This is a genomic window from Paraburkholderia nodosa, assembly GCF_001718195.1.
GTDB lineage: Bacteria > Pseudomonadota > Gammaproteobacteria > Burkholderiales > Burkholderiaceae > Paraburkholderia > Paraburkholderia nodosa_A.
This window is the reverse complement of the sequence record NZ_MCNV01000003.1, coordinates 305,700-330,035: the sequence shown is the minus strand read 5'-3', so window position 1 is coordinate 330,035 and position 24,336 is coordinate 305,700. Positions and strand designations below refer to the sequence as shown.

The 24,336-nt window shown below is 63.8% G+C and carries 23 protein-coding genes and 4 tRNA genes; 11 read left to right on the top strand and 16 right to left on the bottom strand.

Annotated features, from left to right (window positions below; all coding sequences use genetic code 11):
* Positions 1-32: 32 nt before the first annotated feature.
* A complete protein-coding gene (locus BFD71_RS40355; protein WP_141710593.1) occupies positions 33-236 on the top strand; it encodes a hypothetical protein in 204 nt (67 codons plus the stop codon).
* A gap of 63 nt (positions 237-299) precedes the next feature.
* Here the strand turns inward: BFD71_RS40355 and BFD71_RS07760 are convergent, their stop codons facing one another.
* From BFD71_RS07760 to rph, 5 genes are all read right to left on the bottom strand, one after another.
* A complete protein-coding gene (locus BFD71_RS07760; protein WP_069262681.1) occupies positions 300-596 on the bottom strand; it encodes a hypothetical protein in 297 nt (98 codons plus the stop codon).
* A gap of 172 nt (positions 597-768) precedes the next feature.
* A tRNA-Ser gene (locus tag BFD71_RS07755) sits at positions 769-858 on the bottom strand.
* Positions 859-923: 65 nt separating this feature from the next.
* Positions 924-2,093, bottom strand: coding sequence for a radical SAM family heme chaperone HemW (hemW, locus tag BFD71_RS07750; RefSeq protein ID WP_141710614.1), 1,170 nt, complete (start codon positions 2,091-2,093; stop codon positions 924-926).
* Between the two features lie 44 nt (positions 2,094-2,137).
* The gene (rdgB, locus tag BFD71_RS07745) at positions 2,138-2,785 is read right to left on the bottom strand and encodes an RdgB/HAM1 family non-canonical purine NTP pyrophosphatase (protein WP_069262679.1); all 648 of its coding nucleotides are present in this window, start codon (positions 2,783-2,785) and stop codon (positions 2,138-2,140) included.
* On the bottom strand, positions 2,778-3,518 hold the full coding sequence (gene rph, locus BFD71_RS07740; RefSeq protein WP_069262678.1) for a ribonuclease PH: 741 nt from the start codon (positions 3,516-3,518) through the stop codon (positions 2,778-2,780). The genes rdgB and rph overlap by 8 nt, the downstream gene beginning before the upstream one ends.
* A 292-nt stretch (positions 3,519-3,810) precedes the next feature.
* Here rph and BFD71_RS07735 point away from each other — a divergent pair, with 292 nt between their 5' ends.
* From BFD71_RS07735 to BFD71_RS07715, 5 genes are all read left to right on the top strand, one after another.
* Complete coding sequence (locus BFD71_RS07735) at positions 3,811-4,749, top strand: YicC family protein (RefSeq protein ID WP_069262677.1); 939 nt, start codon at positions 3,811-3,813, stop codon at positions 4,747-4,749.
* A gap of 14 nt (positions 4,750-4,763) precedes the next feature.
* Positions 4,764-5,477: a guanylate kinase gene (gene gmk / locus BFD71_RS07730; RefSeq protein ID WP_069262947.1), complete on the top strand. Its 714-nt coding sequence runs from the start codon at positions 4,764-4,766 to the stop codon at positions 5,475-5,477.
* A 40-nt stretch (positions 5,478-5,517) separates the two neighbouring features.
* Positions 5,518-5,721: a DNA-directed RNA polymerase subunit omega gene (gene rpoZ, locus BFD71_RS07725; RefSeq protein ID WP_006400783.1), complete on the top strand. Its 204-nt coding sequence runs from the start codon at positions 5,518-5,520 to the stop codon at positions 5,719-5,721.
* A 90-nt stretch (positions 5,722-5,811) separates the two neighbouring features.
* The gene (locus BFD71_RS07720; protein WP_069262676.1) at positions 5,812-8,178 is read left to right on the top strand and encodes a RelA/SpoT family protein; all 2,367 of its coding nucleotides are present in this window, start codon (positions 5,812-5,814) and stop codon (positions 8,176-8,178) included.
* A 48-nt stretch (positions 8,179-8,226) separates the two neighbouring features.
* Complete coding sequence (locus tag BFD71_RS07715) at positions 8,227-8,706, top strand: phage protein NinX family protein (RefSeq protein ID WP_069262675.1); 480 nt, start codon at positions 8,227-8,229, stop codon at positions 8,704-8,706.
* An 87-nt stretch (positions 8,707-8,793) separates the two neighbouring features.
* On the opposite strand, the gene BFD71_RS07710 is transcribed toward BFD71_RS07715, so the two are convergent.
* Together BFD71_RS07710 and BFD71_RS07705 are read right to left on the bottom strand one after the other, a co-directional pair.
* A tRNA-Arg gene (locus tag BFD71_RS07710) sits at positions 8,794-8,870 on the bottom strand.
* Positions 8,871-8,951: 81 nt separating this feature from the next.
* Positions 8,952-9,028 (bottom strand) — tRNA-Arg (locus BFD71_RS07705).
* A gap of 127 nt (positions 9,029-9,155) precedes the next feature.
* Between BFD71_RS07705 and greB the strand changes: the two genes are divergently transcribed.
* The gene (gene greB, locus BFD71_RS07700; protein WP_069262674.1) at positions 9,156-9,719 is read left to right on the top strand and encodes a transcription elongation factor GreB; all 564 of its coding nucleotides are present in this window, start codon (positions 9,156-9,158) and stop codon (positions 9,717-9,719) included.
* Positions 9,720-9,808: 89 nt separating this feature from the next.
* Here the strand turns inward: greB and BFD71_RS07695 are convergent, their stop codons facing one another.
* Together BFD71_RS07695 and BFD71_RS38970 are read right to left on the bottom strand one after the other, a co-directional pair.
* Positions 9,809-10,960, bottom strand: a complete 1,152-nt coding sequence (locus BFD71_RS07695) for a porin (protein ID WP_069262673.1) — start codon at positions 10,958-10,960, stop codon at positions 9,809-9,811.
* A gap of 548 nt (positions 10,961-11,508) precedes the next feature.
* Positions 11,509-11,709 carry a hypothetical protein gene (locus BFD71_RS38970; RefSeq protein WP_083245145.1) on the bottom strand — a complete coding sequence of 67 codons (201 nt, stop codon included), beginning with the start codon at positions 11,707-11,709 and terminating at the stop codon, positions 11,509-11,511.
* 410 nt (positions 11,710-12,119) lie between these two features.
* Between BFD71_RS38970 and BFD71_RS07690 the strand changes: the two genes are divergently transcribed.
* Together BFD71_RS07690 and BFD71_RS07685 are read left to right on the top strand one after the other, a co-directional pair.
* Positions 12,120-12,323 (top strand): cold-shock protein, encoded by a 204-nt coding sequence (locus tag BFD71_RS07690; protein ID WP_028205165.1) that lies wholly within the window; start codon positions 12,120-12,122, stop codon positions 12,321-12,323.
* Between the two features lie 276 nt (positions 12,324-12,599).
* Positions 12,600-13,766: an exonuclease domain-containing protein gene (locus BFD71_RS07685; protein WP_069262672.1), complete on the top strand. Its 1,167-nt coding sequence runs from the start codon at positions 12,600-12,602 to the stop codon at positions 13,764-13,766.
* Between the two features lie 6 nt (positions 13,767-13,772).
* Here BFD71_RS07685 and BFD71_RS07680 read toward each other — a convergent pair whose 3' ends face one another.
* The 3 genes from BFD71_RS07680 to BFD71_RS07670 all read right to left on the bottom strand — a co-directional run bounded on the left by BFD71_RS07680 (position 13,773) and on the right by BFD71_RS07670 (position 16,446).
* Complete coding sequence (locus BFD71_RS07680) at positions 13,773-14,363, bottom strand: chorismate mutase (RefSeq protein ID WP_069262671.1); 591 nt, start codon at positions 14,361-14,363, stop codon at positions 13,773-13,775.
* 251 nt (positions 14,364-14,614) lie between these two features.
* Positions 14,615-14,764 (bottom strand): hypothetical protein, encoded by a 150-nt coding sequence (locus BFD71_RS41355; protein WP_176732842.1) that lies wholly within the window; start codon positions 14,762-14,764, stop codon positions 14,615-14,617.
* A gap of 563 nt (positions 14,765-15,327) precedes the next feature.
* The gene (locus tag BFD71_RS07670; protein ID WP_069262669.1) at positions 15,328-16,446 is read right to left on the bottom strand and encodes an aldo/keto reductase; all 1,119 of its coding nucleotides are present in this window, start codon (positions 16,444-16,446) and stop codon (positions 15,328-15,330) included.
* A 117-nt stretch (positions 16,447-16,563) separates the two neighbouring features.
* Here BFD71_RS07670 and BFD71_RS07665 point away from each other — a divergent pair, with 117 nt between their 5' ends.
* Positions 16,564-17,517 carry a LysR family transcriptional regulator gene (locus tag BFD71_RS07665; protein ID WP_069262668.1) on the top strand — a complete coding sequence of 318 codons (954 nt, stop codon included), beginning with the start codon at positions 16,564-16,566 and terminating at the stop codon, positions 17,515-17,517.
* Between the two features lie 124 nt (positions 17,518-17,641).
* Here the strand turns inward: BFD71_RS07665 and BFD71_RS07660 are convergent.
* The 3 genes from BFD71_RS07660 to pepN all read right to left on the bottom strand — a co-directional run bounded on the left by BFD71_RS07660 (position 17,642) and on the right by pepN (position 21,756).
* Positions 17,642-17,717: transfer RNA gene (locus BFD71_RS07660), tRNA-Thr, on the bottom strand.
* Positions 17,718-17,783: 66 nt separating this feature from the next.
* Positions 17,784-18,800 (bottom strand): class 1 fructose-bisphosphatase, encoded by a 1,017-nt coding sequence (locus BFD71_RS07655; protein WP_069262667.1) that lies wholly within the window; start codon positions 18,798-18,800, stop codon positions 17,784-17,786.
* Positions 18,801-19,065: 265 nt separating this feature from the next.
* The gene (pepN, locus tag BFD71_RS07650) at positions 19,066-21,756 is read right to left on the bottom strand and encodes an aminopeptidase N (RefSeq protein WP_069262666.1); all 2,691 of its coding nucleotides are present in this window, start codon (positions 21,754-21,756) and stop codon (positions 19,066-19,068) included.
* A gap of 362 nt (positions 21,757-22,118) precedes the next feature.
* Between pepN and BFD71_RS07645 the strand changes: the two genes are divergently transcribed.
* Positions 22,119-22,817: a DUF4136 domain-containing protein gene (locus BFD71_RS07645; protein WP_069262665.1), complete on the top strand. Its 699-nt coding sequence runs from the start codon at positions 22,119-22,121 to the stop codon at positions 22,815-22,817.
* A 111-nt stretch (positions 22,818-22,928) separates the two neighbouring features.
* Here BFD71_RS07645 and guaD read toward each other — a convergent pair whose 3' ends face one another.
* On the bottom strand, positions 22,929-24,236 hold the full coding sequence (gene guaD / locus BFD71_RS07640; protein ID WP_069262664.1) for a guanine deaminase: 1,308 nt from the start codon (positions 24,234-24,236) through the stop codon (positions 22,929-22,931).
* Between the last annotated feature and the right edge of the window lie 100 nt (positions 24,237-24,336).

The following is a 24,336-nucleotide window of genomic DNA, read 5'->3' as shown; positions in this document are numbered from 1 at the left end:
CTCCAGTTCCTTAAACAGGCTGGAGGTTAAGTATGAATGAAATCAGTGACGAACTGGCCGCGCAGATCAAACGCGGAGTGGCCGAACTGGCGGCGTGCGAAAAAGCCAGAGAGCGTGAGGAGCAGGCTGCCCGGATTGCGCGCGAGCAAAACCGCAAGCTTGCCGAACACGCTGAACGCGAGCGCTACGCCGAAATAGTGGCGGCTACGGTTGCACACTTCCGCGCCCAGCGTTGAACGAGCAATAGCGCAGTAAAGGGGCGGCTCTCCGGAGCCGTCCTTTATTTTGCGGGTTCCGGGCTATCCCCTCGACATGAATCCCGTGCCACGCTGGCGCGCTTCTGGAGGGATCTGCGCTGCCTGGAGTGCGCGCACCATCGATGCGAGGCGCTCATCCTCGCGCGCCTGCTGGAGTCGTTCGTGATCAACGGTGCAGAAGGCGCTACTGTTGGCGCGTGGAACCGCGATGACCAGATAGATCAGGGCGAGCGGGAAGAAGATCAGGAAAAGGAGCAAGGTCACGACAACCGACACCGGTTTGTACTGGTGCAGGGTCTGTTTCTGGCAGATCGGGCAGAACTGTTTTCGGGTTCGCATGGACGCTCCTCATCTTTGATTGCAAAAGAGAGGGTCGATGCGGCCCTAGGTCATTTCAAGGCGGCGAACTGCGGCGAACCGGCGCACGAGCTGCGCGTCGCGATGCGGAGTGTGGGATAGGGTGTGGGAATTTCCACAGCTCGCCCGCAGACCCTTGTCGGGCGGGGCATGCTGGCGGAGGCGGTGAGATTCGAACTCACGGAAGGGTTACCCCTTCGCCGGTTTTCAAGACCGGTGCATTCAACCACTCTGCCACACCTCCGAAGCCGCGCATTGTAACCCGAAACGCACGCGCGACGGCAGTCGCACAGGCGACCGGCGTCGACCTCAGTGCGGGTCTTTCAGGAACAGCGCCTGCAAGTCGTTGAGGAAGCGCTGCCCCAACTCGGTCGGCGCGATCTTCTCGTAATCGCGCGTGATGAGGCCGCGCCGCTCCGCTTCCTGCAGCGCCGGTTCGATCGTCGTGATCGGCAGGCCCGTGCGCTCGATGAAACGATGTACCGGAAACCCTTCCACGAGCCGCAGCGCGTTGAGCATGAACTCGAACGGCAAATCGCGCGCGCTCACTTCGTGCTCTTCCTGGACCGGCGTGCCCGCGCGCGCCTGCTCGATAAAGGTCGCCGGATGCTTGTAGCGCGCCTGGCGCACGATACGGTTCGGAAACGAGAGCTTCGTATGCGCGCCGGCGCCGATCCCGAGATAGTCGCCGAAGCGCCAGTAGTTAAGGTTATGCCGGCATTGGCGATCCGGCTGTGCGTAAGCCGAAACCTCATAGCGTCCGTATCCCGCGCCCGACGTGCGCTCGTGAATCCAGTCCTGCATGTCGGCGGACTGGTCGTCGTCGGGCAGGGCGGGCGGAAACTTGGCGAACAGCGTGTTCGGCTCGAGCGTCAGGTGATACAGCGACAGATGCGGCGGCTTGAACGAGAGCGCCGTATCGATGTCGGCCTGGCATTCCGCGAGCGTCTGCTGCGGCAGAGCGAACATCAGGTCGAGGTTGAAGTTGTCGAAAGTATTCGCCGCGACCTCGACCGCATGGCGCGCCTGCGCCGCGTCGTGAATGCGTCCGAGCGCCTTCAGATGCGCCTCGTTGAAGCTCTGGATGCCCACCGAAAGCCGGTTCACGCCGCTCGCGCGAAACTGCGCGAACTTCGCGGCTTCGAAGGTGCCTGGATTCGCTTCGAGCGTGATCTCGGCGTCAGCGTCGAGCGGCAGCAGGGCGCGCACGTCCGAAAGCAGTCGATCGAGACCCGCCGCGGAAAGCAGGCTGGGCGTGCCCCCGCCGATGAACACCGTATGCACCTGGCGCCCCCAAACGAGCGGCAGCGCCTGTTCGAGATCGGCGCGCAGCGCGTCGAGGTAATCGTCTTCGGGGAAGCGTTCGCCCTTCCATTCATGCGAGTTGAAATCGCAATACGGGCACTTGCGCACGCACCACGGAAAATGCACGTAGAGCGCGAGCGGTGGCAGCGACGTGAGGCGAATGCTGCCAGGCATCGTGAACGACTGGACCACTTCGATGCCGATTCGATGCTGCTGGCTCACGCTTCCTCCTGGAGGCGCGCGAGCAGTTGGCGCAGCGCGATGGCGCGATGGCTCGACGCGTTCTTGAGCGCCGGATCGAGCTCGGCGGCCGTGGCCTCGAGTTCCGGAATGTAGAAGTAAGGGTCGTAGCCGAAGCCGTTGTCGCCGCGCGGCACGTCGAGTATTACGCCGTGCCAGCGGCCTTCGGCGATGAGCGGCTCGGGGTCGTCGGCATGGCGCACGAGCGCGAGCACGCAATAGTAGTAACCGCGGCGATCCGCGTGATCTCTCAGGTTCGCGACGAGCAGCGCGTTGTTCGCCGCGTCGCTCTTCTCGCCCCCCGCAAGCTGCGCGTAACGCGCCGAATACACACCCGGCGCGCCGTGCAGTGCGCGCACGCACAGGCCCGAGTCGTCGGCGAGCGCGGGCAGCCCCGTGAGCTTCGCCGCGTGGCGTGCCTTGGCGAGCGCGTTTTCCACGAAGGTGGGGTGCGGTTCCTCGGCCTCGGGCACGTTGAGTGTGCCTTGCGGCACGAGCTCGATGCCGGCCGCGCCGAGCAGCGCCGCGAACTCGCGCAGCTTGCCTGCGTTGTTCGAAGCGAGCACGACGCGCGAGAGCGCGTCCGCCGCGGTTTTAGCCGCTGAATCCGGCTGCAGATCAGCCATGCGAAATCTCCAGCGCCGCCTTTTGCTTCTCGATCAGCGAGCGGATGCCGCTTTGCGCCAGATCGAGCAGTGCATTCAGTTCTTCTCGCGAGAACGGCGCACCTTCCGCTGTGCCCTGGACTTCGACCATGCCGCCCGAGCCCGTCATGACGATGTTCATGTCGGTGTCACACTGCGAGTCTTCGTCGTAGTCGAGGTCGAGCACGGGCACGCCGTCGTATACGCCCACCGAAATCGCGGCGACGTAGTCGGAGATCGGCGAGCGTTCGATGCGGCCCGTGGCCAGCAGCTTCGAGACGGCGTCGTGGGCCGCCACGAACGCGCCCGTGATGCTCGCCGTGCGCGTGCCGCCATCGGCCTGCAGCACGTCGCAATCGATGTTGATGGTGCGCGCACCCAGCGCTTCGAGGTCGAACACGGCGCGCATCGCGCGGCCGATCAGGCGCTGGATTTCCTGTGTGCGGCCCGTTTGCTTGCCGCGCGCGGCTTCGCGGTCGCTGCGCGTGTGCGTGGCGCGCGGCAGCATGCCGTATTCGGCGGTGAGCCAGCCCTGGCCCTTGTCGCGCAGGAACGGCGGCACGCTTTCGGACACGCTCGCGGTGCACAGCACCTTGGTGTCGCCGAACTCGACGAGGACCGATCCTTCGGCGTACTTCGTGTAGTTGCGGGTGATGCGGACTTCGCGAAGCTGGTCGGCGGCGCGGCCGGAGGGGCGCTGGATGGATTGGGTCATCGTGAAGGTGCGCGAGGGCACGAGAGGGAAGGGGAAAGCGTGATTTTACCGCCTCCGCGCGCCTCGCGACGGGCACGCCCGGAAGGCGGCGGGAGCGCGAAAACGGGGTCGCCCCGGCCAGGCGGACCGCGCAGCCCGCGCTTGCGAAGGCGCGCCCTCAAAAATGGGATAATGCGATTTCTCCGCCCCGCGCTTTTCGTCCATTCGCGACAACACGCCGGGCGCCTCGATTTCCTCGCCGTGACCCGCGCGCCCAGCGCACGACGCCACGGCTTTCTTCGCGAGACGAACCATGATTTACAGCATGACCGGCTATGCCAGCGCCACGCGCGAGCTTGCTGCGGCTTCGGGCACGGGCGGCGCGAGTGTCTCCGTCGAATTGCGCACGGTGAATTCGCGCTTTCTCGATCTGAATTTCCGCATGCCCGAAGACGTGCGCGTGTGCGAGCCCACGCTGCGCGAAATGCTGATGACGAAGCTCTCGCGCGGCAAGGTCGACATCCGCATCAACATCCAGAAGAGCGAGCAGGGCGCCAATGCGGGCGCGCTCAACCGCGATGCGCTCGACCAGCTCGCCGGGCTCGAGCGTGCGGTGCTCGAAGCGTTTCCCGAGTCGGGTCGTCTGCGCACGGGCGAGATCCTGCGTTGGCCCGGCGTGCTGGCGGAAAGCGGCGTGGCGCCCGAGGTGCTGCGCGACGCCGTGCTCGGCTGTGGCAAGCAGGCCATCGCCGACCTGATCGAAGTGCGCGCGCGCGAAGGCGCGCAGCTCGCCAACATGCTGCTCGCGAACGTGACCGAAATGGAGGCGATCGTCGCGCGCATCACGCCGCTCGTGCCGGAGCTGATCGCGAAGCACCAGCAGAAGATCGTCGAGCGCCTGCAGGAAGCGCTCGGCATCGCCGCGCCGGACAGCAACGGCAACGGCGGCAGCATCGGTAACATCTCGCGCGAAGAAATCGCCGAGCGCATTCGCCAGGAAGTGACGATGTATGGCATTCGCATCGACATCGCCGAAGAGCTCTCGCGCCTCACGGCGCACCTGAACGAAACGCGTCACGTGATCGAGAAGGGCGGCCGCGTCGGCAAGCGTCTCGACTTCATGATGCAGGAGCTCAACCGCGAAGCGAACACGCTCGGCTCGAAGGCGGCGGCGAAGGAGCTCGCGGACGCTTCGATGACGCTCAAGCTGCTCATCGAGCAGATGCGCGAGCAGGTCCAGAATCTCGAATGAAGGAAGCAACGAACATGACCGACCAAAGCAGCGCCCCCAAAACGGACGCGAAGCACGACAAGAAGCGCAATCCGTACGCGGGCATGTACCCCGGCAACCTCTTCATGGTGGTGGCGCCGTCGGGTGCGGGCAAGTCGACGCTCGTGAACGCGCTGCTCGCTGAAGACAGCGCGATCCGCCTGTCGGTTTCGTACACGACGCGCGCGCCGCGTTCGAAGGAGCGCGACGGCGAGCACTATCACTTCACGACCGTCGACGACTTCCTCACGCGCCACGCCGCGGGCGAGTTTCTCGAGAGCGCGGAAGTGCATGGCAACTACTACGCCACGTCGCGCGTGTGGATCGAAGACCAGATGAAAATCGGCCATGACGTCCTGCTCGAAATCGACTGGCAAGGCGCGCAGCAAGTGAAGAAGCAGTTCCGCAATGCGGTGGAAATCTTCATCCTGCCGCCCTCGCTCGAAGCGCTCGCCGACCGCCTGAAAAAGCGCGGCGAAGACGAGCCGAACGTCATCACGCGGCGCCTGCTCGCAGCGGGCAGCGAGATCGCGCACGCGAGCGAATCGGAGTATGTCGTGATCAACGAGAACTTCGATCGCGCGTTGCAGGAGCTGCGCAATATCGTGAGTGCTACGCGCCTGCGCTTCGCTTCGCAATACGCGCGGCATACCGAGCTCTTCGTGCAGCTCGGTATCCACCACCCGCAGCCCGGCGCGTCGGGCACATAAGGTAGAATAAGAACCTGCTGAGAATGAGAAGGAACCCGACATGGCCCGCATCACCGTCGAAGATTGTCTGAAACAGATTCCGAACCGCTTCGAACTGGCGCTCGCCGCGACGTATCGCGCCCGCCAGCTCGCACAAGGTCACACGCCCAAGATCGAAAGCCGCGACAAGCCAACCGTTGTCGCGCTGCGCGAGATCGCGGCTGGCCAGGTCGGCCTCGAAATGCTGAAGAAGGTGCCCGTCTAAGGGCGCGTTCCGAGGCATTGTCGATCGCCATGTAGTTCGTACCGCCGCAGCCGCTTAACCGTCAACGCCAAACCTGATACGGAGGGGAACATGAGCATCACGCCCTCGCCGGCCACCGAGGTGGACCAGGAAGCCGAGACTGCGAGCCCTGCGCGCAATTACATCGACGCGGTCCTCGAACAGTCGTTTCGCCATCTGTTCGGTCCGACCGCGACGCCGGAGCAGCCCCGCAAGCACGGGGTCGTCTCCATCGCCAATCTGACCGCCGCGCTCTCCGGTTACCTCACTCCCGAGGAAATCAAGGAGGTCAAGGCGGCGTTCCACTTCAGCGATGAGGCCCACCTCGGGCAATATCGCCAGAGCGGCGAACCCTATATCACCCATCCCGTCGCCGTCGCGGAAATCTGCGCCGGCTGGAAGCTCGACGCGCAGTCCATCATGGCCGCGCTCCTGCACGACGTGATGGAAGACCAGGGCGTGACCAAGGCGGAACTCGCCGAGCGCTTCGGCGCGAAGGTCGCGGAACTGGTCGATGGCCTGTCGAAACTCGACAAGATGGAGTTTCGCAACCGCGAGGAAGCGCAGGCGGAGAACTTCCGCAAGATGCTCCTCGCGATGGCGCGCGACGTGCGCGTGATTCTGGTGAAGCTCGCCGACCGGCTACACAACATGCGCACCCTCGGTGCGGTGCCGCCAGAAAAGCGCCGCCGCGTGGCGCGCGAGACCATCGACATCTACGCGCCCATCGCGCACCGTCTCGGTCTGAACAACACCTATCGCGAGCTGCAGGACCTGAGCTTCGCGAACTTCAATCCGAATCGCTACGCCACGCTCGAGAAGGCGGTGAAGGCCGCGCGCGGCAATCGCCGCGAAGTGGTCAGCAAGATTCTGGAAGCGGTGCAGCGCGCAATTGCCGACGCTAAGCTCGACGCCGAGGTCACCGGCCGCGAGAAGACCATCTTCAGCATTTACAAGAAGATGCGCGACAAGCAGTTGTCGTTCTCGCAGGTGCTCGACGTGTACGGTTTTCGCGTCGTGGTCGAGTCGGCGCTCGAGTGCTACACCTGCATCGGCGCGCTCCATGCGCTCTACAAACCGGTTCCGGGCAAGTTCAAGGACTACATCGCCATTCCCAAGGTGAACGGCTATCAGTCCCTGCACACCACGCTCGTGGGCCCGTTCGGCGCGCCGATCGAGTTCCAGGTGCGTACGCGCAAGATGCACGAGATCGCCGAAGCCGGCGTGGCGGCGCACTGGCTCTACAAGAACGGCGGCGCCGATCTCAACGACGTGCAAAAGCGCGCGCACCAGTGGCTCAAGTCGCTGCTCGACATCCAGAGCGAGGTGGGCGACTCGAGCGAATTCCTCGAACACGTCAAGATCGACCTGTTTCCGGACGCCGTCTATGTCTTCACGCCGAAGTCCAGGATCATGGCGCTGCCGCGCGGCGCCACAGCGCTCGACTTCGCTTATTCGATCCACAGCGACCTCGGCAACCAGTGCGTGGCCGTGAAGATCAATAACGAGTTGCTGCCGCTGCGTACGGAACTGAAGAGCGGCGACATCGTCGAGGTGATCACGGCGCCGTACTCCAAGCCGAATCCGGCGTGGCTCGGCTTCGTGCGGACCGGCAAGGCGCGTTCGGCGATCCGGCACTACCTGAAGACGATGCGTCTCACGGAGTCGGTGCAGCTGGGCGAGCGGCTCGTCGATCAGGCGCTCAAGGGCTATGGCTACCAGCTTTCGGAAGTCACGCCGGAAGTGTGGGAGAAGCTGGTCCTGTGGACCGGCAACAAGAACCGCCAGGAAATTTTCGCCGACATCGGTCTTGGCCGGCGCGTGGCGGCGGTTATGGCCAAGCGCATCGAAGTGCTGATGAGCGGCCAGGACGCCGACGACGCCGAGCATCACCATCCGCCGCGCGACCCGAATGCGCCGCCGGCGCCGCCTGTCGTCATTACGGGCACCGAGGGCATGTCGGTGCAGCTTTCGGCTTGCTGCCGCCCGATTCCCGGCGACGACATCATGGGCTACATAGGCATCGGCCTCGGCATGGCGATCCATACGACCGACTGCCGCGTGGCACAGCGCATCCACCGGCGCGACCCGGGCCGCTGGATCGACGTGGCGTGGGCGCCGCAACCGGGGCGTCTGTTCGACGTCGCCGTCAAGGTGCTGGTCAAGAATACCAAGGGCGTGTTCGCGCGCGTGGCGGCCGACATTACGTCGGCAGACGCCAATATCGTGCACATCGCGATGGACGACGATCTGGCGCAGGAATCGAACATGTTGCGCTTCGTGATCCAGGTGAGCGATCGCGTGCACCTCGCGAACGTCATGCGCCGCGTGCGCACGAATCCGGACGTGATGCGCATCGCGCGCGAGCGCTCGAGCGACGACGGGCACCATCGCCACGACGGCGGCATGCGCATCGAGCGCGAGCGCGCGGACTATTGATCGGGGCGCGTGCGCCCTCTTCCTTCGAACCGAAACGAGGGACTCGCAATGAACGTAGCTGAACTCACCGGCCTCGCACTCGATTACTGGGTGGCACGCAGCCTGCCGGACTTCGTGCGTGAAATCTATTTCACCGACAGCGGCGAGACCGTCGCCGTGCGCGGCAACGACCGCGGGCGCCCGTGGGATGGCCGCTTCATGCCCACCGATTCGTGGGAGGCGGCCGGCGTGGTGCTCGACCGCGCGAGGCGCGTGGAACTGCGCGAAGGCGAGCCGGCTTCTTGTGTGGCCGAGTTCGAGGGTGAATCGCGTGCAGTGCAAGCCTACGGAGAAACCACGCGCGAGGCGCTGCTGCGGGCGTTTGTCGCGAGCCGCTTTGGTGGGACGGTAGGGGAGATGCTGCGTCAGCCCCAGGCATTGCTCGGGATGGGCATGGAGCCTGTGGCGGAGCCCAGTGCGATTGGCGACGTGGAGGACCTGCCGCGTCCCGACGCCCAGATCGGCGATATCGGCGCGCCACCGCGCTAGGCTCCGCTTCTCGCGCGAACCCGGCGCAGACAATTCAGCAGCTGAAAAGACAAAGGGCCTTTCCATTCGGAAAGGCCCTTTATTTGGTGGCGCGGCTGGCAGGATTCGAACCCACGACCCCTTGGTTCGTAGCCAAGTACTCTATCCAACTGAGCTACAGCCGCACGCTAAAACGATACCACTTACAACAGTGTACTGCTTGAAACCCTTCCCGGATCGAACAGACGGGAAACGTTTCGAATAAGTGGCGCGGCTGGCAGGATTCGAACCCACGACCCCTTGGTTCGTAGCCAAGTACTCTATCCAACTGAGCTACAGCCGCACGCAGAAAAGAGATTATAGCAGGGCTTTAAAAAAAGGGAAGGCCCTGTCGTGATTTGTGTTGCGGCGAGGTTCGTGTACGCTGGTAGTCATGACTGAATCAGTACACGTACCGCAGTGATCCCATCATGAACAAGGCATTTGTCAAAGAATCGACCGACAACGACGACGACGATCTCGAAGCCGGTCTCCCGGAAGTTCCCGCCGGCACGAAGAACTACATCACGCCCGCCGGCTATGAGCGCATGCGCAGCGAACTGCTGCACCTGATCGACGAGGAGCGGCCCGAAGTGGTCAAGCTCGTCTCATGGGCGGCCTCGAACGGCGACCGTTCCGAAAACGGCGACTACATCTACGGCAAGCGCCGGCTGCGCGAAATCGACCGCCGCATCCGCTTCCTCACGAAGCGACTGGATCTGGCCGAAGTCGTGGACAGCAGCCGGCAGGAGAGTGTGGACCAGGTATTCTTCGGCGCGACCGTCGAGTACGGCACCGCGGACGGCGAGGCGCATTCGATCACGATTGTCGGCATCGACGAGGTCGATCTCGACCTCGGCCACGTGAGCTGGGTGTCACCCATCGCGCGGGCGCTTCTGAAGGCGAAGATCGGCGATCAGGTCACGCTGCACACGCCGGCGGGGCCGGAGCCGATCGACGTCCTGGACGTGCGCTATCCGCCGCCGCGAGGCTGAGCGTATCGGTTGCCGCAGAAATAAGAAAAGGCACCCGCGGGTGCCTTTTTCAGCTGCAGTGCTGGCCGAGACGGCCAGCAGCGTGCTGCTTAGAAGCGGTGACGCATACCGACCGTCACAGCAACCTGGTCTTGACGGGTCGAAGCCGAACCCAGACCGTTCAGGTACGCGCCGATACCGTCCTGGTTCGACGACACGTGCTGCCAGTCGCCTTGCAGGTAGACGTCGGTGCGCTTCGACAGTGCGTAGTCCGACTGCAGTGCGACCGTGTTGTAGTTCGGGTTCACGCCGCCGCCGAAGTTCGCACGGGTGTACGTGTACGCGCCAGCCAGGCTCAGGGCCGGGGTCAGAGCGTAACGGATGTTGCCTTCAAAGTTCTGGAAGCGTGCGCTGTTACCGCCCAGCGAGATGCCCTTGCTCGTACCCGACTGCGCCGGCGAAATGTTGATCGCGTTGCCCAGTTGGGTTTGCGTGTAGACGAAGCCAGCCGTTGCCGGGCCGAACGTGTAGTTTACGCCGCCGCCGAACGTGCTTTGGCGGCCTGCGCCGAACGTGTAGTCGCCCGCTTGCGCGCCCGAGAACGAAGACGAGTTGAACTGCTGGTTGTTGATGTTGTTGTTTGCGTGCAGGTAAGCAGCTGCAACGTTCAGGCCGGCGTAGTTATACGTCGCGCCGAAGCTGTACGCACGGTTGTTCGCGAATTCGGTGCTGTTCGAGAACGAGTACGTGCCGCCGAACTTGAAGCCAGCGTAGTTGACGCTCGAGTACTTGATCGTGTTGTTGAAACGGACCGAGTTGTTCAGATTGTCGTTGTCATACGGGTGGGCAGCGATCGTGCCACCGTATTGCGTGCCGGTGTTCGACAGCGGTGCAAGGTAGTCGACCACGGAGTCGTACTGGCGACCGAGGGTGACCGCGCCGAACTGGTCGCTTGCCAGACCGACGAACGCCTGGCGGCCGAACATGCGGCTCGACTGGCCAAGCGTACCGTTCTGGATGTTGAAGCCGTTTTCCAACGTGAAGATGGCCTTCAGACCGCCACCGAGGTCTTCAGCGCCACGCAGGCCCCAACGGCTGCCGTTGACGGTGCCGCTCGATGCCTTCCAGAGGCTGTGGCCGCCGGAGTTGTTTGCGTACGTGATGCCTGCGTCGATCAGGCCGTACAGCGTAACGCTGCTTTGCGCGTGTGCAGCCGTTGCAAAAACGCCCGTCAGGGCGGCGACCATGAGAGTCTTTTTCATCTTTGTAACTCCGAGAACAGAGGTGGGTTTCGTTGAACCCTGTTTGGGAAACCGACCATGCGAAGCGCAGCGAGAGGCAAAGTTCGCGTGGTACGAATTAATCAGTCCGAGACAATCAGTCCGAGACGGTTTCCAGACAGGCAGAGTGTAGAGAGGGTGCTCGAAGAGGGGGTATTCCGAATTCCGCAATAAAGTATTGCGATATCGGAAATGATTATCTCGCTCGTCTTAAGCCCTGCTGGTAAAGGCTTTGAGCGGATTTCTCGGGAGAGGGATGAAACTGTCAACCGATCGAGCGTTGTGCGATCGCTACAACAATCGGTTGCGGAAAACGGCCTAAAACGATTTCAACTGATTATTGCGCGCAGCGTAACAGATGATTGCGCGCCGTATACTTAATCGTGAGACCTGGCTCCGGCTATACTTCAATCGCTGCTTTCCGAAGCAGACTTTTTCGTTGACGAAAAAGATCTCCAAACCTTTGTCGGCGCGGCCTTTTCAGCCGCGCTTTTTTTTGCCTGTCTTCAGTCACGCGCGCTACGCGTACCTTATCGGGTGCCCGCATGCGGCGGTTCCGGCTGCAGGCTCCAGTCTTCCATTACGTAGTGCCTGGCGTCCATAGGGGAACACAGCAGGTTGTGCCAGTGGTCCCCGTGCCATGCGCCGTAGGTTTCGGCTTCTTCAGCCGTTGGCGCAATCCCGTCCGTTTGTACGAGCCAGTGAATCCATCGCTGCAGAGCTGTCAGCATGATGACCTCCGATGCCGCTAACAATATGAATCATGAATTGAATGTATTACTCGAACAACCGGGAGAAACACTTACGTTTGACACGAATTGTTACACTTCGGGAAAACTTCCCGGTAGAAATGACGTGAGCGAGATAATCGGGTAAAAACGACGTACTTTTATATATTCATTCGGATGGCATACGGTTTTCTTGCCGCTTTTTGATGCGTACCGCTTTTATCGCTGAATCGGGAATGCTGTTATAAAAAATTCGCTTGACTGGCGATTGTCGTTCCCCGTATAACGGCAAGGCTGATTTTCGTTCTGCTGCATTTCAAACCTGGAATTCGCGAAGCGGGACGGCGGGAATTGGCTGGATACGGCGTGAGGGTTATTACCCGCGTCATTAAAATCTCGAGGGAAACTGAAACATGGAAACCGGTATCGTCAAATGGTTCAATGATGCGAAGGGCTTTGGCTTCATCACGTCTGACGCGGGCGGCGACGATCTGTTCGCGCACTTCTCGGAAATCCGCGCCGACGGCTTCAAGTCGTTGAAGGAGAACCAGCGTGTGTCGTTCGACGTCAAGGTCGGTCCGAAGGGCAAGCAGGCCGCGAACATTCAGCCGCTGTAAGTACAGCGTGCGAGCGCTCGCTACGCGTACGCTCATGCGACACCAGGCCCCGGGCAAACCCCGGGGTTTTTTATTTTGACATATTGATATTTAGTCAAATTGACTTGTCATGCTTTTAGTCGCGGAATTAATCGGGAAAACCCTGGAATCCGGGATTCTTCTGATTCGGGTTTTCACTAAAAGGCAAAAGTCGTAGTTGCACTGCCGGAACCGTCGGCGCATGGCGTCCAAACGGTGCATACTTGGGCCGTTTTCCATTTCCCCTGTCGTTTTCCCATGTTTGAATCCTCCTTGAGCGCCGCACAGCCCGCCGGCGATCTTCCCATCGTCTTCGTGGACCTAGAGACGACCGGCGGTTCGCCAGGCGAGCACCGCATTACCGAAGTTGGCGTTGTAGAGGTGGCCCAAGGACAGGTGACACGATGGAGCACCCTCGTCGATCCCGGTCAGCCTATCCCGCCCTTTATCCAGCAGCTCACCGGTATTACGGACCAGATGGTGCGCGGCGCGCCGCGCTTCGACGAGATTGCGGCGGAACTCCACGAGCGACTCGCCGGCAAGCTCTTTGTGGCGCACAACGCGGCCTTCGATCGCGGCTTTCTGCGCGCAGAGTTCGAGCGTGCCGGTTATTCCTTCAACCCCGATGTGCTGTGCACCGTGCGCCTGTCGCGGGCGCTTTTTCCGGGTGAGAAGCGCCACGGGCTCGACGCGCTGGTCGAACGCCACGCGCTCGTGCCGTCCGATCGACATCGCGCGCTCGCCGACGCCGATCTCCTCTGGCAATTCTGGCAGCGGCTACCCGTGCTAGTGCCCGGGGAAGCGCTGGCGTCGCAGATCGAGCGTACGACGCGCCGCCACGTACTCGCCGGCGACATCACCGACGAACTCATCGACACGGCGCCGGCAGGCCACGGCGTGTATGCGTTCTACGGCGAGAACGACGTCCCGCTCTATGTGGGGCGCAGCGTGCGGGTGCGCCAGCGTGTGCGTGCGCATCTTTCGGGTGAGCGGCGGTCGTCGCGCGAACAACGGATGGCGCAGCAGGTCCGTCGCGTGGAGTGGCGAGCAACAGGCGGCGAGCTTGGCGCGCTCCTTGTCGAGGCGCAATGGATCGCCACGCTCAAGCCCTCGTTCAATCGCATGCCGCGTGTGTCGAAGCGCGACCCTGCCGACCTTGGGGCGGCGCCCTGGCCATTCGGCGGCGCAGTGGTCGTGCTCGAGCAGGACTCGACGAATGGCGCCGACGTTTATCACCTGATCGATCGCTGGTGCTATATGGGCGCCTTTCCCACCACTACCGAGGCTGAGGCGCTGGTGGACCACAGCGCCGAGCGGGTATTCGAGCTCTCGACCTGGCGCATCCTGCAGACGCACTTCGAACGCGGCCTTCGCGTGCAGGTGCTGCAGCCCTCCGAGGCCGACGGCCTCACGAGCGCGGCATAGCAGCGCTTAGGCGGTTCCGCCCACGCCGCCCGATTCGCACACGTGTTCCAGCGCCTGATTCATCGCATTCGTGCGCGCGGAGTCGTATCGTGTGAGCTCTTTCCAGTTCGCCACCGTCCTTGCGACGCGCGCCGGGCAATCCGGTGCGCTGCGCAGCGGCTGCACGCGTGCGAGCGCGCCGATCAATTGTCCGGTGAGTCTGTCGAGTTGCGGCCGTGTCGCCGTAGCGAGATCGGGTGCCGGGTCGCTGGGCGCCTGGGAGGCACGCCACGTGTCGAATAGCGACTTCTGCATTTGCGTGCTGGCATCGATCTGATCGCGGAAGAATGCACGCGCAAACGCGGGATCGACGCCGGCTGCCGTGGCGCGCTTCTGCACGTCGGCGAGCAGGGCGTCTTCGCGGGGCGTATCGGTGATCGGCTTGTGATGCTGCCATTTCCAGTGCGCGACCGGTTCGGCGAGCGCCAGCCGCTGGGAAACGAGCGCGACGAGGTTGGTCAGGGCGGTGTCGTCACCGTCGGCGTGGACGGATGCGATCGGCAGGGCGAAGAGCAGCGCTGCAGCGCAACGCGCGCTCGCACGGGTCAGCAATGTCATCGAGTGGAAGAGAGACGCCGGCAATAAAAACCGAAGCATAGCCGGTTATGGTGCGCTTGCGTCTAACGGCGGTGAGGTCGAATCTTCGAGATGGTCGCATCGAGGCGCGCCCGCGATCGAGCGCGCCGGGTGCAAGCTGCTATTGCGCAAAACTGCGCGCAGCACGACACGCGCGTCCCCGAGCTACGCGTGTCTTTAGGCACACGAACGTCTACCGCGTGCTCGCGAGCGCGTACGTGTGCATTTCCCCGTCACTTCTGTTCGTGTGCCTTGCGTTGCTCATCGAGAAATGCGCGCACGTGAGCGGGCAATTCATCGCCGAGAAACTCAACGGCCACCGGTTCCGGATCCGGGCTGAAGACTTGGTCCGGGGTCGGAACCCTTGGCGGTTTGGCGTCCATGATCTTTCTCCTATGTAAGCCGATTATCCGGCTCGCTACTTCTGCTGCGCTAGTCCCGCTTACGGTAACAGTGCTTTTCTCGCACGCGTGTTGCTTCTTCGCACAGCGATACAAATGATTAACGGCGCGGGAATATAATTGTTGAGATGTCCTTCGTACTGTCGCATGCTGCGTGAATCGCGCACGTCCCACCGCACGTCCCACGTTTCTCCCAACACTCCCGCGCAGCATCTGCTGCACTCGCACAACGCCACGAGCGCACTTCCCCCGGGTCTGAGCACGGCGCGGGTCCTGCCGCCTTGCCGCGTTCGTATTGCGCGACGCCGCAAGGGCGGGCCGGTCCCTCGGGGCTTGGCTTGCACATACCGTCTATGTACAACGGTCGATTATGCTTAGCCGTTGACGTCGAAACGTTAATAAGAATTAAAACTATGTAAGCGACCGTTTCTATCCAATTAGGCGATTAATACTTTGTTGCGCGTCATTTGGGCGCGATTAATGACCGAACGTGCGTAAATGGCCGCGCATTGGGGCGCGCCCTATTGATGCACTCCGATAATTCGTTACGTTTGGGCCTCCGGCGGCGCCGGCACGCGCTGCACGTGAGCATGGTTTGCGGGCGTCGCGCGCACGTCCACCTGACCGTGAATACGTGACTGGTGGACGTCCGCGAACATGTAGTACGGGAACGGGTGTGCGGGCTCGGAGGCCGCATCGAGACGCGCGACCAGTTCGGGCGCGAGCGTGAAGTCGAGCGCGCCAAGCGACTCTTCGAGTTGCTCCGACCTGGTCGCGCCCACGATGATGCTCGCCACGCCGCGCTTCTGATACAGCCAGTTCAACGCGACCTGCGCCATGGGCCGGTTGGCCTCGTGCGCGACCCGCTCGAGCTCGGCGACGATCGCGAAGTTGCGCGCCGAGAGCTTGTCGAAGCCGGGCGGCGGCTTGGCGCCCATCGTGTGCAAGCGGCCCGCACCGCTCACGCCTTCGCTTGCCTGCGACGGCCGATATTTTCCCGACAGCACGCCCATGCCGAGCGGACTCCAGGGCACGAGCCCCATGCCGAGTTGCGTCGCGAGATCGGCGAATTCGTGTTCCGCGTTGCGCTCGATCAGGGAGTATTCGAGCTGCATGGCGGCTACCGGCTCGAAGCCGCGCCAGTCGGCCAGCGTCTGCGCGCGGCCCGCGTACCAGGAGGGCACGTCGGAGAGGCCCACGTAGCGGATCTTGCCGGCGCGCACGGCGTCGTCCATGGCGCGCATCACTTCGTCGACGGGCGTCATACGGTCCCACGTATGCAGGTAATAGAGATCGATGTAGTCGGTGCCGAGGCGTTTGAGCGAGCCGTCGAGCGCACGCAGCAGGTTCTTGCGATGGTTGCCGCCGGCGTTCGGATTGCCCGCTTGCGCGTTGTATGAATACTTGGTGGCGATGACGAGTCGCTCACGCAGACCGCGTGCCGCCGCGAAGCGCCCGACCCAGGTTTCGCTCGTGCCTTCTGTATAGAGATCGGCGGTATCGATGAAATTGCCGCCTGCGTCGACATAGAGGTCGAAGAGTCGCTGTGCGGCGGCTTCGTCGGCGCCCCAGCCCCATTCGGTGCCGAACGTCATCGTGCCGAGGGCGATGGGGCTGACGCGTAGGCCCGAGCGGCCGAGCAGGGTATAGCTGTCGAGTTTCATGGCGGTTTCCTCAAAGAGTGATTGGCGAACGCGAACTCATCTTGCGCTATTCCTTTTTGTGGAAAAATCGGGTTCACCTGAAAGCACTGTGAAGTCAGGCTTCACAATGGAGACGAGATGAGCCCGGTTTCCACTCCGGCGTTAGCGCCGCCCGTCACCTCGGGACTGGCGGGACGCCTGCCTGCACTGCTGGCGGTGGCTGCTGTCGCGCGCCACGGCAGCTTCACGCGTGCGGCGTCCGCCGCGGGCTTCTCGACGTCGGCGCTATCGCAAACCGTGCGTGCGCTCGAAGCGCAACTCGGCGTGAGGCTCTTCAATCGCACGACGCGCCGGGTCGCGCTGACCGAGGCCGGCGCGCAGTTTCTCGCGCGCGTCCAGCCCGCGCTCTCACAGATCGAGGCGGCGTTCGAGGCGCTCGACGCCTCGCGCGACGCGCCGGCCGGCACGCTGCGCATCAACCTGCCGCGCGTGGCGAGCGAGCTGCTCGTCATGCCGCACCTCGCGGAATTCATGACGCGTTATCCGCAGATCAAGCTCGAACTCGCGCTCGACGATGGTTTTGCCGATCTGGTCGGCGACGGGTTCGATGCAGGCATTCGCCTGGGCGAATCGGTTGCGCCGGGCATGGTGGCGGTGCCGATCGGCGGGCCGATTCGCATCGTCGTGGTGGGCTCGCCCGCATACTTCGAACGCCACGGCCGGCCGGTCACCCCCGACGACCTGGCCGCGCATGATTGCCTGCACTATCGCTTCACGACGGGCGGGGTCTACCGATGGGAGTTCGCGCAGCCGGGCGACCCTGGGCGCGTGTTCGAAGTGGTCACCGAGGGCCGCTTCGTGACGAACGATCTGCGTACGATGGTGCGCGCCGCGGAGCAGGGCGTGGGTCTTCTGCACGTGATCGAGGATTACGTGCGCGCGCCGCTGGAGGAAGGCCGGCTCGTGCCGGTGCTCGAGCCGTGGGGCGCATCGTTTCCGGGGTTCTATTTGTATACGGTCGGGCGTGCGCAGTTGCCGCCCAAGCTGCGTGCGTTCATCGACTTTCTGCGCGAGAAGCGTGAGGGCGCTTAAGCTCAGGTAGCGCGACTTGGGGCGATGGGAGGATGGGATGGCAGAGGCGGGCGAGGCCGCTGCGCGCACGCCGACGCCACAAAGCAAAAAGCCCAGTCGAAGACTGGGCTTTTTGCTTGAATCCTGGTGCCGGAAAGAGGAATCGAACCCCCGACCTTCGCATTACGAATGCGCTGCTCTACCGTCTGAGCTATTCCGGCGCGCATCAGAGAAGAAAGATTATAGGAAGTCTCCGCGAACTATGCAAGCCCTTCCCTCCTCTTTTTTCATTTTTTCGCTTCGTGGTGGTAGCGCGTGACGCGCTCGACCTCGCTCTTCGAGCCGAGGAACACGGCAACGCGCTCATGCAGGCTCTTCGGCTGGATGTCGAGAATGCGCTCTTCGCCGTTGGTCGCCATGCCGCCCGCCTGTTCGACGATGAACGACATCGGGTTCGCTTCGTACATCAGGCGCAGCTTGCCGGGCTTGGACGGATCGCGCTTGTCGGCCGGGTACATGAAGATGCCGCCGCGGTTCAGAATGCGGTGCACGTCCGCGACCATCGAGGCAATCCAGCGCATGTTGAAGTTCTCGCCGCGCGCGCCGTCCTTGCCGGCGTTCAGCTCGCCGATGTACTTCTGCACCGGCTCATACCAGTGGCGTGCGTTCGACGCATTGATCGCGTATTCGCGCGTCTCTTCCGGGATGCGCATGTCGCTTTGCGTGAGCACCCACGAGCCCAGTTCACGGTCGAGCGTGAAGCAGTTCACGCCGTGGCCGGTCGTGAGCACGAGCACCGTTTGCGGGCCGTACACGGCGTAGCCTGCGGCGACCTGCTTCGTGCCGGGCTGCAGGAACGATTCCTCGGTTGCCTGCTGGCCGTCCGGGCAGCGCAGCACCGAGAAGATCGTGCCGATCGACACGTTCACGTCGATGTTCGACGAGCCGTCGAGCGGATCGAACACGAGCAGGTATTCGCCCTTCGGATAGTTGGCCGGAATCGGGAAGAACGTTTCCATTTCCTCCGAGGCCATCGCGGCGAGGTTGCCGCCCCATTCGTTGGCGTCGAGCAGGATTTCGTTCGAGAGGATGTCGAGGTTCTTCTGCACTTCGCCCTGGACGTTCTCGCTGCCGGCCGTGCCGAGGGCGTCACCGAGCGCGCCCTTGCTGACGTTGAAGCTGATCGCCTTGCACGCGCGCGCGACGACTTCGATCAGAAGACGCAGGTCGGCGGGCAGGTTGCTGTGCTGGCGCTGCTGCTCGATCAGGTACTTGGTGAGGGTGGTGCGACGTTGCAAAGCCATTGCAGTACTCCGGATACGCTTAGGGATGTCGCAATTCTACCCGCTCGACTGTGACCGCCCGCCGCACAGCCACGCAAAATAAAGCGCCGGGGCGCCGCTGGGCTTGCTGGAGCGGCTTTTCGCGCGGCGACGGGTCGCTTCACCCCGCCAAAAATAATCGTGAAAAAATGCGCAAAAAAACCGGCGCGAAGGCCGGTTCGTGTGTCGCCGCGCGGCGCTGCCCGGCCGCCGCGCGTTGTTCGCCCAATCGCTATGTTTCGTCTGATCAAGCCAGCGCTTTTTCGACGATCTCGCGTACATCGCGCGATTTGGCTTCGGCGGCGACGCGCTCCAGCGCCGCTCGCATCGCGTCACGCAGTGCGGGCGTGAAGCGGCGCCACAGTTCGAGATTGCGGGCGAGGCGCGCCGCGACCTGCGGATTGAGCGCGTCGAGCGCGATCACCTGGTCGGCCCAGAACGCGTAGCCCGATCCGTCGGCGGCATGGAACTGCGCGGGGTTCGCCGCGCAGAAACTGAAGATCAGCGAGCGTGCGCGGTTCGGGTTCTTGATGTTGAACGCCGGGTGGCCCATCAGCGCGCGCACCGTTTCGATGGTCGGGCGTTGCGCAGTGCCCCGTTGCGTGGCTTGCAGCGCGAACCACTTGTCGATCACGAGCGGTTCCTTCTCGAAGCGCACGTAGAAGTCTTCGAGCGCGCGGCGCGCGACGTCGCCGCCCGTGGCCGCCTGCACGTTCAACAGCGCGGAAAGCGCCGCCGAACGGTCGGTCATGTTGTTCGCGGCGTCGTACTGCGCCGTGGCGAGCCGTACCGCTTGCGCGGAGTCGTCGAGTTCCGGGAGATACGAGAGCGCGAGGTTCTTCAACCCGCGGTGCCCGGCCGCCTCGGGCGTCGGCTCGTACGCGCCAGGCGTGACATTGCGCTCATAGGCCGCGAGCCATTCGCCTTGCAGCGCCGTTGCCAGTTGCTTGCGCACGAACTGGCGCGCGGCATGCACGGCGGCCGGATCGGATTCGGTCATCTGCTCGGCGAGATACGTTTCCGAAGGCAGCATGAGCGCAAGCTCGCGGAACGACGGCGAGAGCGATTCGTCGGTCAGCACGCGGCGGAAGGCATCGACGAGCGCGTCGTTGATGTCGAGCGGCTGGCCCGCGGCGGCGCGCCCGGCGAGCGCGAGCAGTTCGCGCGTGGCGAGGCGCTGGCCCGCTTCCCAACGGTTGAACGCATCGCTGTCGTGCGCGAGCAGGAACGCGAGTTCGTCGTTGCCGTAGTCGTAGTCGACGATGACCGGCGCCGAGAAGTTGCGCAGCAGCGAGGGCAGGGGCTTGGCCATCACATCGGCGAACGTGAAGGTCTGCTGTGTGTCGGTCAACTCCAGCACGCGCGTCGTGCCGTGCGCGGCGGCTTCGCCTTCGAGGCGCAGCGGCAGGTCCGCGCCGTCCGGGCCGATCAGGCCGATCGCAAACGGAATGTGCAGCGGGCCCTTCTGCGTTTCGCGCGCGGCGGGCGAACCGTTGGCGTAGCCCTGCGTGAGCGTCACGCTGTAGCAGCGCGTGCCCTCGTCATAGCTCGTGCTCACGCTCACGCGCGGCGTGCCCGCCTGGCTGTACCAGCGCTCGAACTGCGCGAGGTCGCGGCCATTGGCGTCGGCCATGGCGTGGCGGAAGTCGTCGCAGGTCACGGCCTGGCCGTCGTGGCGCTGGAAGTACAGGTCCATGCCTTTGCGGAAGCCATCGCGGCCGAGCAGCGTTTGATACATCCGCACGACTTCCGCGCCCTTTTCGTAGACGGTCATCGTGTAGAAGTTGTTGATCTCGACGTAGCTCTCGGGGCGCACTGGATGCGCCATCGGGCCTGCGTCTTCGGCGAACTGCATCTGGCGCAGCACGCGCACGTCTTCGATGCGTTTGGTCGCGCGCGCCGCTTCGTTCTCGTCGCCGCCCGACATCGCTGCCGAGAACTCCTGGTCGCGGAACACCGTGAGGCCTTCCTTCAGGCTCAGCTGGAACCAGTCGCGGCAGGTCACGCGGTTGCCGGTCCAGTTGTGAAAGTACTCGTGGCCGACCACGGCCTCGATGTTGGCGAAGTCGACATCGGTGGCCGTTTCCGGATTCGCGAGCACGTACTTCGTGTTGAAGATGTTGAGCCCCTTGTTCTCCATCGCGCCCATGTTGAAGTCGCTCACGGCGACGATCATGAAGCGGTCGAGATCGAGCTCGAGGCCAAAGCGCTGCTCGTCCCAGTGGATCGAGTGGACGAGCGAGTCCATGGCGTGGCGCGTCTTGTCGAGATCGTGCGGCTCGACCCAGACCTGCAGCAGCTTTTCCTTGCCCGAGCCGCTCTGGATGCGCTCTTCCAGCGCCACGAGCTTGCCCGCCACGAGCGCGAACAGATAGCTCGGTTTGCGGAACGGGTCTTCCCATTTCGCATAGTGACGGCCGTCGGGCAGCTCGCCTTCGGCGATCAGGTTGCCGTTCGAGAGCAGCACCGGGTAGGCGGTCTTGTCTGCGCGCAGCGTCACCGTGTACGTCGCCATCACGTCGGGCCGGTCGAGGAACCAGGTGATGCGGCGAAAGCCTTCGGCTTCGCATTGCGTGAAGAAGTTGCCGCTCGACACGTACAGGCCCGAGAGCGTGGTGTTGGCGGCGGGCGCGCACGCGCCGGTGAGCGTGAGCTCGAAAGCTTCGGGCACGTTCTCGATCGTGAGCCCGTGTTCGTGTGCGCGCACATTCGCGCAAGGCTTGCCGTCGATCGCCGCGCCGATGAATTCGAGTTGCTCGCCCATGAGTTCGAGATGCGCGGTGGGCTGCGCGTCGGGATTGCGACGCACGCGCAACGTGCTCTTGACGATCGTGCGCTCGGGCACGAGGTCGAATTCGAGGTCGACGGTATCGATCAGAAACGCGGGCGGCGCGTAGTCTTCGCGGCGGATCACGGTGGGCGTGGCGGTATCGGACATGGTCTGGATAGGGGCGGGTCGGATCGGGGGGGATCGCTCGGTGTTGATCGAATGGGCCGGCCGCGGCGGCGTGTGCGCCCGCGGGCGCTGCCTGCCGTCGCGGGAGCGCGGCGGATCGCCCCATTGTACAAAGGCTCGGGCCGCTTTGTCCGTCGGGGCACGGCTGCCGAACTTTCGCGCCGGGCCGCGAGTCAGTATGATCAGGCCCTGCCGCGCGGCTGGCGGAGCGCAAAACAAGACACGACCGGCGCGCAATGCGCACGGAGCGGATACGGAATAAGCGCGGCGCAACGATCGTATCGGAGAGAGCGGCCCCCACGACTGCACTTTTCCAACTGAAGCAACACTGCTATGAGAAGACCATGATGCACGACAGATGGACCCGCCGCGCCCTCCTGATGCTGGCGGCGCTCGCTCTCACGCTCTCCGGCTGCACGACGTACGTGACGAGCCAGGTGACCGCCTTCTCCGCATGGGACGGCGGCAGCGACGCCACGCGCACCTTCGCGTTCAAACGCAGCCCCGAGCAGAACCAGAGCATCGAGCAGAGCACCTACGAGCAGTTCGTGGCCAACGGGCTCGCCATGCACGCGTTCCGCCTCGTGCCCGAGCCGCAGGCGCGCTATCTCGTGGGCCTCGCCTACGGCAGCCGCACCGACACGGTGACGGTCGCGCAGCCCGTGTTCTACAACCCCTGGCCGGGCCCGTACTGGGGACCGTGGAACCCGTGGGGCGCGTGGGGACCGTATCAGCCCGCATACGTGAACCAGAGCTATCCGGTGTATTCGCATGCGCTCGGCATTCGCATCACGGAAAAGGCGAGCGGCAAGGAGATCTATAACGTGCAGGCGCGCACCTCGGGCGACGATCCCTCGCTCGTGCGCGTAATGCCATTTCTCGTGCAGAGCGCGCTGGGGAATTTCCCGCTGGCCAATGGCACGGTCACGGAGGTCAAGATCCCGGTCGGCAAGAACGGCGGCGCGCCGAACGAGACAGCCGCGGCCCCGGCGGGTGCGGGGCAGGGCGGGGCGGCCGCGACGGGGAACGCGCCGGCGAAATAGGCACGTATCGTCGTGCCCGCCCAGTAAGCGACGCGCCGGGCCTCGTATCCGGCGCCCAGGCGCGGATTGCAGTCTGACGCTTTTTCCTGTAACCCGCGCCGGGCGGGGCCTTCAGCGCCGCGCGCCGTCGCGGCTGTGCACGCGCTTGCCTGCCGCGTAGGTCTCGAACACGGCGCGGTCGTCGCCGAGCAGGGCGAGCGCGAACAGCAACTCCTCGAGCGATTCGGCGCGCGCCGTGCGCCGCGCGAGCAGCGGCGTGGCCTGCGCATCGAGCACGACGAAGTCCGCTTCGCTGCCGGGCGCGAGCGTGCCGATCTTGTCGGCGAGATCGAGCGCCTGCGCCGCGCCCGCGGTCGCGAGCCAGAACATGCGCGTGGCCGTGAGGTGGTGGCCGCCCATGCGCGCGACCTTGTGCGCCTCGTTCATGGTTTGCAGCATGGAGAACGAGGTGCCGCCGCCCACGTCGGTGGCGAGCGTGACGGGCATCGACGATTCGCCCGCCTTGTCGAAGTCGAACAGACCGCTGCCGAGGAACAGGTTCGAGGTCGGGCAGTGCGCGGCGACGGTACCCGTATGCGCCATGCGGCGGCGGTCTTCATCGTCGAGCCAGATGCAGTGGCCATACACGGCCCGCTTGCGCAGGAGTCCGTAGTGATCGTACACGTCGAGGTAGCTGCGATGACCCGGGAACAGTTCCTTGACCCACTTCACCTCGTCCGGGTTTTCGGCCACGTGGCTCTGGATGAAGATATCGCCATGCGCCTTCGCGAGCGCGCCGCACGCTTCGAGCTGCGCTTCGGTCGAAGTGGGCGCGAAGCGCGGCGTAAGCGCATACATCTGGCGCCCGCGGTTGTGCCAGCGCCCGATCAGCTCGGCGCTGTCGTCGTAGCCCGTTTGCGGCGTGTCGCGCAGGAACTCGGGGCAATGGCGGTCCATCAGCACCTTGCCCGCGACCATGCGCAGGTTCTTCGCTTCGCTCGCGGTAAAGAGCGCGTCGGCGGACTGCTTGTGGACGGTGCAGTACACGAGCGCCGTAGTCGTGCCGCAGGCGAGCAGCTCGTCGACGAAAAAGCGCGCCGTGTCCTGCGCCACCGCTTCGTTTTCGAAGCCGCGCTCGGTCGGGAACGTGTATGTGTTCAGCCACGGCAGCAGACCCGGCGCGGGCGAGGCGATCATGTCCGTCTGCGGGTAGTGGATGTGCGTGTCGATGAAGCCCGGCACGATCAGCTTGTCGCGCAGATTGTGGACCGTCGCGTTTTCATCGACGCGCGACTTGAGCGCGGACCACGCGCCCGAGGCGACCACGTGGCCGTCTTCGACGATCACGACGCCGTCCTCGTCAAAGACAGCGGCGTCGGACGATTGCGCAGGGTCGCCTGTGAACGTCAACAGTTTCGCGCGGTAAGCCGTTTGAGTCATGGGAACTTCGTCTCCGAAAAATTCAGGTATTCGTCCAATGCATGCCCCGCATGACGCGTGCCGCTCCTGAAAACGTGTCGACCAGAGTTGGCGCTTCAGC